Annotated in this window: 6 protein-coding genes; 4 read left to right on the forward strand and 2 right to left on the reverse strand. The window is 56.3% G+C overall.

Translation table 11 applies throughout. The features are described 5' to 3' along the window. Positions 1 to 103 precede the first annotated feature (103 nt). Both ACFDSS_RS12870 and ACFDSS_RS12875 read left to right on the forward strand, forming a co-directional pair. Positions 104 to 751, forward strand: coding sequence for an aquaporin (locus tag ACFDSS_RS12870; protein WP_375256133.1), 648 nt, complete (start codon positions 104 to 106; stop codon positions 749 to 751). Between the two features lie 76 nt (positions 752 to 827). Continuing rightward, positions 828 to 1,199, forward strand: a complete 372-nt coding sequence (locus tag ACFDSS_RS12875) for a LysE family translocator (protein ID WP_375256134.1) — start codon at positions 828 to 830, stop codon at positions 1,197 to 1,199. Here ACFDSS_RS12875 and ACFDSS_RS12880 read toward each other — a convergent pair. Continuing rightward, the gene (locus tag ACFDSS_RS12880) at positions 1,153 to 1,776 is read right to left on the reverse strand and encodes a helix-turn-helix domain-containing protein (protein WP_375256135.1); all 624 of its coding nucleotides are present in this window, start codon (positions 1,774 to 1,776) and stop codon (positions 1,153 to 1,155) included. The two genes, ACFDSS_RS12875 and ACFDSS_RS12880, sit on opposite strands and share 47 nt — an antisense overlap. Before the next feature lie 313 nt (positions 1,777 to 2,089). On the opposite strand from ACFDSS_RS12880, the gene ACFDSS_RS12885 reads away from it, so the two are divergent. Beyond that, positions 2,090 to 2,734 (forward strand): DsbA family protein, encoded by a 645-nt coding sequence (locus ACFDSS_RS12885; RefSeq protein WP_375256138.1) that lies wholly within the window; start codon positions 2,090 to 2,092, stop codon positions 2,732 to 2,734. After that, positions 2,731 to 3,939 (forward strand): multidrug effflux MFS transporter, encoded by a 1,209-nt coding sequence (locus ACFDSS_RS12890; RefSeq protein WP_375256136.1) that lies wholly within the window; start codon positions 2,731 to 2,733, stop codon positions 3,937 to 3,939. The genes ACFDSS_RS12885 and ACFDSS_RS12890 overlap by 4 nt, the downstream gene beginning before the upstream one ends. A 45-nt stretch (positions 3,940 to 3,984) precedes the next feature. Here the strand turns inward: ACFDSS_RS12890 and mfd are convergent. After that, on the reverse strand, positions 3,985 to 6,562 hold a 2,578-nt coding region (mfd, locus tag ACFDSS_RS12895), incomplete at its 5' end, for a transcription-repair coupling factor (RefSeq protein ID WP_375256137.1).

A 6,562-nucleotide genomic window follows, 5' to 3' on the forward strand; every position in this document is an offset into this window, starting at 1 on the left:
TACCGTTTGTTGTCGAATAAAGCCGCGCGTCTGCTGGATTTGCCTTTTGAGGAAATGAGCAAAGACGACCTGCAAGCCATCCTCAACCGGATCGGCCGATAACATGCAGCGACTACTGGCAGAGGGTCTTGGCACCGCATTCTTGCTGATCGGCGTCGTCGGATCAGGGATCATGGGGGAAGCGCTTGCGGGCGGCAATACGGCCGTCGCGTTGCTTGCAAACGCCATTGCGACGGGCTGCATCCTATATGTAATCATCACGACTTTGGGGCCAGTCTCAGGCGCGCATTTCAATCCTGCCGTGACATTGGCCTTCTGGCTGCGCGGACAAATCCAAACCCGAGAGGCGGGGGCCTACGTACTGATCCAGATCATCGGCGCAATCTTGGGCGTCTGGGCGGCACATATGATGTTTGATCTGTCAATCCTGCAAGCCGCCACCACTGATCGCACGGGTGTGTCGCAGTGGTTTTCGGAAATCCTGGCCACTTTCGGGCTGCTTTTTGCAATTTTCGGCGCCCTACACAGTCGCCCCGACGCGGTGCCGAGTTTGGTCGCGATTTATATTACAGGCGCCTATTGGTTTACCGCCTCCACAAGTTTCGCCAATCCCGCCGTCACCATCGCGCGCGGATTTAGCGATACTTTCGCAGGGATCAATCCGGCGCATGTCCCGATGTTCATTGCGATGCAAATCGTGGCTGTGTTCGTGGCCGCAGCCGTCTTGCCGCGCCTCTTTAAGCGTGATTAATGCCGCAGCCCCAAGTTGACATTGAACGCATCATCGCCGTCAGATTGGCCCCAACCAGCACACGGGGCTCAAGCCAATGACCATTGAAACCTACATGCTCTACCTGGCCGCAGTCGCTGTCTTCTTTGCAACACCGCCAGGTACCAGTCAATTGCTGATTATCTCCAATAGCGTTCGCCATGGATTGCGCCGGAGCGTCTATACAATTGCCGGTGATTTGACGGCCAACAGCCTGCAAATGATTGGCGCATCCTTTGGGCTTGCCGCGATCATCGAGACCTCTGCCACTGCGTTTTTGTGGATCAAATGGCTGGGCGTTGCCTATTTGGTGTGGATCGGTGCGCATCTCATCTTATCAAATGACAAACCCGGTGAAGTCGCCGCCGACCCGCTAGCAGCACTTAGTGAAGCGAGGTCACCCATAGGATCGTCGCATCCTCTGCACTGACCGACACGACATTGTGCCCCATTGCAGCGTCATAATATGCACTGTCGCCACGCTTCAGTTCAACGGGTTCATAAAATTCGGTATAGAGCCTGATCTGCCCGGTCAGCACATAGAGAAATTCCTCACCGTCATGGCGCACCCAGCCGTCGAAATCCTCAGGATTGCGCGCGCGGATGCGAGTGCGGTAAGGCAACATCTTTTTGGTCGTCAGCGCCTCTGCCAGAAGCGCATGTTCATAGGTGGTCGTCACAAGGGCGGTTTCTTCACCATTGCGGGTGACTGCCATGCGCCCGTTCACCTGATCCTTTGAGGGAGGCGTGAAAAGTTGTGGGACCGAAATCTCAAGCCCAACGGCCAGCTTCTTGAGCGCGTCATAAGTCGGTGACATCTGCCCGTTTTCAATCTTGGACAGGGTCGAACGGGCAAGGCCAGCCTGCTGGGCGGCCTGTTCCAAGGTCCAGTCACGGGCTTTGCGCAGCTCACGCACACGCGCACCCAGATCAAGCGGTTGGGCAACGCCTGTCTCGCCATTGTCTTTGGCGATGCGGATCAGGTTCTTTGGGTCTTTCGGGGTCATAAGTGTTCATAAGCGGCGCTGTGGCGGCTTGCAATACGCTGCCCACCTGATTGGCGCAGTGACGGGGTGCGGGCACCTTTGAGTAATATCCGGAAACGGGGGCAACTGTCTGGCAGACCAGACGGGATGTTTTTGCAATGCGGGGTTTTCGACGCGCCAAGACATGATAGAGGGATATGACGAACAGGCTTTCACCGTCGCGCATCTGGCAACCTATCGGACCTTTCTGATCTTGCTGGGCATCATCGCCTGTCGCGCGGGGCCCACAACAAACTCTTGCGCCGCAAGCCGCGCCGCGAATGGGAGACTGCATATGGTCAAACTTGATATCATCTCAGACCCGATCTGCCCATGGTGTTATATTGGCAAAACCAACCTCGACAAGGCGTTGGTGCAATTCCCCGATCATCCTTTTACCATTGAATGGCATCCGTTCCAGCTCAACCCCGATATGCCGGCAGACGGCATGGATCGGCGCGCCTATCTGGAGGGTAAATTTGGCGGCAAGCAAGGGGCGATCAAAGCCTATGCGCCCGTCGTAGACCATGCTGCGCGCTCCGGCGCGACAATCAATTTCGACGCCATCGAAAAGACGCCGAATACAATCGACGCGCATCGGTTGATCCATTGGGCAGGGATTGAACAACGCCAAGGTTTTGTCGTTGATCTGTTGTTCAAAGCCTACTTTGTCGAAGGACGCGACATTGGCAACCAAGAGGTCCTGGCCGACATTGCCGATACCGCTGAAATGGATGCGGCCCTGGTGACAAAGCTGCTGGGGACCGATAACGACATCGCAGACATCCGCGCGCGCGACAAACATAGCCGCGAAATGGGCGTAAACTCTGTGCCGACCTTCATTGTGGCCCAGCAACACGCGGTGCCGGGCGCACAGCCGCCCGAAATGTGGGTCAAAATCATCAAAGACATCATGGACCAGATCGCATCGCCCGAATGAAGGCGCGCATCAAGCCCCTGCCGCAGACCGAATTTGTTGCCCTGATGGCAATGGTGGCCGCAACCGTTGCTTTCTCGATTGACGGGATGCTGCCAGCGCTGCCGGAAATGGGCGCTGCACTTTCGCCGGGCAATCTCAACAACGCCCAGCTCATCATAACGAGCTTTGTGCTCGGCATGGGGGTTGGCACGCTCTTTACAGGGCCGCTGTCTGACGCATATGGGCGCAAACCGGTAATGATTGGTGGCGCCGTGGTCTATATCGCGGCTTGCATCGCGGCTTGGCAGGCACAATCGCTTGAGGTGATGCTGGCAGCCCGCGTCATCCAAGGTTTGGGCGCGGCTGGCCCGCGTGTCGTGGCAATGGCGCTGATCCGCGACCTCTACGCTGGGCCTCAAATGGCGCGGATTCTGTCTTTTGTGATGATTGTCTTCGCCTTGATTCCCGCGCTGGCACCAACGATCGGCCATTATATCGTGGTGTTTTTTGACTGGCCTGCGATCTTCTTGTCCTTCATTGTCTTTTCATTGATAACGACACTCTGGCTGCTTTTGCGGCAACCCGAGACCCTCACCCCCGAGAACCGCCGCCCACTGAGTATTCGCGCGCTTTGGTCCGCCATTATCGAGATGTTTGCCCATCGCACAGCTCGCCTGTCGATCCTGGTCCAGACACTCTCATTCGGGATCCTGTTCAGCATGTTATCATCCACCCAGCAGGTCTTCGATCAGACCTTCGGACAGGGTGACGTTTTTCATTTGTGGTTCGGCGGCATTGCGATTGTGGCGGCATCATCGAGCTTTCTGAACGCACGTCTTGTCGTCAAATTGGGAATGCGGGCGATCATCAAGGCCATGTTTACTGCACAAATACTTCTGACACTGACAATGATCGCAATCACAGCAGCCGACGCACCCTATTGGTTGGCATTCGGAGGCTATGTGATCTGGGTCTTGTCAAACTTCTTTCAGGCCGGGCTGACAATCGGCAACCTGAATGCGCTGGGTATGGAAGATATGGGGCATATCGCCGGGCTTGCGGCATCTGTCATTTCAGCCGTCTCAACGGTTGGGGCGGTCTTGATCGCGGCGCCGATTGCGCTGCAATTTGACGGCACACCAATGCCTATGGCCATCGGCACGCTGGTTTGCGCGAGCCTTGCGTTGTGGTTAACCACCTTGATTAAACGCCCCGGAGAGATTTGAAACCCCTTCATCTTGGCCCAAAAACTCCCGCCGGAGGCATCCATGTCAGGCGGGCGTGCCGGCCTTCTTTTGTGTCGCATCAGACAGCTTCTGGGCAAGATCGCGGGCGATATTGAAGGCACCCTGGATCTTGTCGCGCTCACGGGCCCAGTCACGACGGACAACGATTTTGTTGTCCTTGATCTTAGCTTGCCCGTTTTGCGCATGGACAAATTCGACCAGCCCTTGGGGTGAGGCAAACTTGTCATTATGAAATTGCAAAGTCGCCCCCTTGGGACCCGCATCAAGCTTCGCTATCCCGGCCCGCTTGCACATGGCCTTGATCCGCACAACCAGCATCAAAGTATTGACCTCACGCGGTAATTTACCAAATCGATCAATCAACTCAGCTGCGAAGCCTTCCAGTTCGACCTTCGTCGTCAGGTCAGACAGGCGCCGATATAGCCCCAACCGCACGTCCAGATCAGGCACATAGTCATCGGGGATCAACACCGGCACACCAAGGTTGATTTGCGGCGCCCATTGGCCATCATCAATGATCCCCTCCGCCTGACCGGATTTGATCGCGGCTATCTGATCCTCGAGCATTTGCTGGTAAAGTTCATAACCCACTTCGCGCATCTGCCCTGATTGTTCTTCGCCCAGAAGGTTGCCCGCGCCGCGAATGTCGAGATCCTGACTGGCCAGCGTAAATCCTGCCCCCAACGTATCGATGGAGCCCAAGACCCGCAGACGCTTTTGCGCAGGCGTAGTCAATTTCTGGCGCGGTTTCGTCGTCAGATAGGCATAGGCGCGTGTCTTCGCGCGTCCGACACGCCCACGGATCTGGTAGAGCTGGCTCAGCCCGAACATGTCTGCCCGCCAAACGATCATTGTGTTGGCGGTCGGAATATCCAGCCCGCTTTCGACAATCGTGGTCGCAAGCAGGACGTCAAATTTGCCGTCGTAAAACGCATTCATCCGATCATCGAGCGTACCCGCTGCCATCTGGCCAGTGGCACTGATATAGCTGATCTCCGGCACTTCGCGCCTGAGGAAGTCTTCCATTTCGGCCATGTCAGAAATTCGCGGCACGACAATAAAGGACTGCCCACCGCGATAATGCTCGCGCAGCAGGGCCTCGCGCACCGTGATTGTGTCAAATTCGCTCACATAGGTGCGGATCGCCAGCCGGTCGATGGGCGGTGTGCCAATGATTGACAGATCACGCACGCCTGAAAGCGAAAGCTGCAAAGTGCGCGGAATCGGGGTCGCGGTCAGTGTCAGCACATGCACATCACCCCGCAATTGCTTCAGCCGCTCCTTGTGCTGCACGCCGAATTTCTGTTCCTCATCAATGACAAGCAAGCCCAGGTTCCTGAACTTCACGCCTTTCGCCAACAACGCGTGTGTCCCCACAACAATGTCAACGGTCCCGTCCGCCAAACCCTCGCGGGTCAGGTTCGCATCGCGGGCAGAGACAAAGCGCGACAATGGACGCACGTTGACCGGGAAGCCACGAAAGCGTTCGGCGAAATTTTGATAGTGTTGCCGCGCCAGCAAAGTTGTCGGCGCGATGATCGCCACCTGCACGCCTGAAAGTGCCGCGATGAAAGCCGCGCGAATAGCCACTTCGGTTTTGCCAAACCCCACATCGCCGCAGATCAACCGATCCATCGGGCGCCCCGATGCAAGGTCGTTCAGGACATCTTCGATCGCGGCAAGCTGATCGTCGGTTTCGACATAAGGAAAACGCGCCAGAAACTGATCCCAAAGACCATCCGGCGGATCAAACGCCGGTGCTGTGCGCAATTCCCGCTCTGCGGCGACACGAATCAAACGCTCTGCAATCTGGCGGATCCGCTCTTTGAGTTTGGCCTTCTTGGCTTGCCATGCACCACCGCCCAACTTATCCAGCAATCCAGTTTCATGCCCGTATTTGGAAAGCAGTTCGATGTTTTCAACGGGCAGATAAAGCTTTGAATTTTCGGCATATTCCAGCAGGAGGCATTCATGTGCCGCACCCAGCGCCGTGACGACTTCCATGCCGGTATAGCGCCCGACGCCGTGGTCAACATGTACCACCAGATCACCCGGCGACAGACTATTGGCCTCTGTCAGGAAATTCTCGGCCTTGCGCTTGCGTTTGGTTTGGCGGATCAGCCGATCCCCCAATACGTCTTGCTCAGAGATTACCGTCAGTTCGGGTGTTTCAAAGCCATGATCCAGCGGCCAAATCGCCAGATGCACGCCTGATTTTCCCACCCGCGTGAAATCGGTCACGGCGATTGCGTCACCGATCCCCTCATCCGCAATCAAGCCGTCCAGACGTTCACGCGCACCTTCCGAGTAAGACGCAATCACGACGGGTCCATCCGCCTTTTTTACTTTGATATGACCCGCCAAAGCATTGAAAAGGTTTATATGTTCCTGCTGTCTTTCAGGTGCAAAATTACGTCCTATCTTGCCGCCTGCGTCAATCACGCCAATGCCTGTCGCCTGCTTGTGCGCAGAGAAATGCATCACGCGGCGATCGGCCATCGCGACCTCCCATGTGGCATCATCAAGATAGAGTAATCCGGGCGGGGCTGGTTTATAGACACTGTCCATCCGCCCTTTTTGTGACAACGCATGGATGCGGGTG

Source organism: Yoonia sp. (assembly GCF_042093035.1).
Classification (GTDB): domain Bacteria; phylum Pseudomonadota; class Alphaproteobacteria; order Rhodobacterales; family Rhodobacteraceae; genus Yoonia.